Source organism: Cryobacterium sp. MLB-32 (assembly GCF_000738085.1).
In the GTDB taxonomy this organism is placed as follows: Bacteria; Actinomycetota; Actinomycetes; order Actinomycetales; family Microbacteriaceae; genus Cryobacterium.
Genome location: NZ_JPRS01000383.1, coordinates 1 through 1,074, shown reverse-complemented (window position 1 = coordinate 1,074; position 1,074 = coordinate 1). Strand labels below are relative to the sequence as shown.

General features: G+C 61.1%; 2 protein-coding genes. One reads left to right on the top strand and one right to left on the bottom strand.

Features of this window, described 5'->3' with window-relative positions:
- On the top strand, positions 1–474 hold a 474-nt coding region (locus JF66_RS18780; RefSeq protein WP_035880392.1), incomplete at its 5' end, for an NYN domain-containing protein.
- Positions 475–675: 201 nt separating this feature from the next.
- On the opposite strand, the gene arr is transcribed toward JF66_RS18780, so the two are convergent.
- Positions 676–1,074: NAD(+)--rifampin ADP-ribosyltransferase (arr, locus tag JF66_RS18775; protein WP_035880391.1), on the bottom strand; the 399-nt coding region annotated here is incomplete at its 5' end.

The following is a 1,074-nucleotide window of genomic DNA, read 5'->3' as shown; positions in this document are numbered from 1 at the left end:
CTCTACACACGCCGCTTCCATGGGTTCTGCATCGTGTCATCCGACAGCGACTTCACCCGTCTCGCATCCCGCATCCGCGAAGAAGGCGTCACCGTCTATGGGTTCGGAGAGCGGAAGACACCCGAAGCGTTCCGCAACGCGTGCGATCAATTCACATACCTCGACGTACTCGAAGAGCCAGCAGCGGAGATAACCTCTGCAGCGCTCACGCGCGTTTCGACCCCGAAACTGCGAAGCGACACGAAGCTCATATTCGGTCTACGGACGAGTGTCACCACAGCATCAGGCGAAGACGGATGGGCGAACCTTGCCACGGTGGGCCAGCTAATGCGGAAGCAACAGCCCGACTTCGACTCACGAAACTGGGGCTACGCCAAACTTTCCGACTTGGTTCGAGCGGCGGAACTCTTCCTCATCGAGACCAGACCCACCGGCGGACTGCAGGTACAAAACAAAAAGAAGAACGGTGACTGACCTCGTCGCGACCGGGGCAAGAGCACGAGCGCTGTAGTCGGTATTCATTCAGACTGACTACGGAACTCCCTGCGGCCGCCCGGAAGAGGGACGACCAGCGCGACAGATCTGGGGGCCAAAACACCAGCGGCCGAGAGTGCCGATGCTGTGTCACTTGGGAACCTTCAGCGTGCACAGTCAGCCATTAGGCGCCCCCGTACGCTACTCGTCATAAATGACCGCGAGGCCCCGGCGTTTCAGGTCGGCGAGGCCGTCTCGCATGGCCTGCAACTGATCGGGCGAGTGTCCCACCCAATCCACGAGTTCACCGACGACCTCCACCGGCTCTCGGGTGCGGTAAGACCGGGTCGGATTGCCGGGGAACTTCTTATCCGTCACGTTGGGGTCGTCTTCGAGGGTGCCCGTCGGTTCCACGATGTAGATCCGTCCACGGCCTTCCCCTGCGGCCAGTTCAGCCCCCCACGTTGCGGCATCCAAGGTTGCCGTCGCGTAGACGTGGTTCGCTGTCCTTCCTTCTTCAAAGTTCGAGCCGCGTCCGGGCAACAACAGGTCCCCCACTGCCAGGTTCGCTTTCGTCCCATGAAACAAGGCCCCCGACTC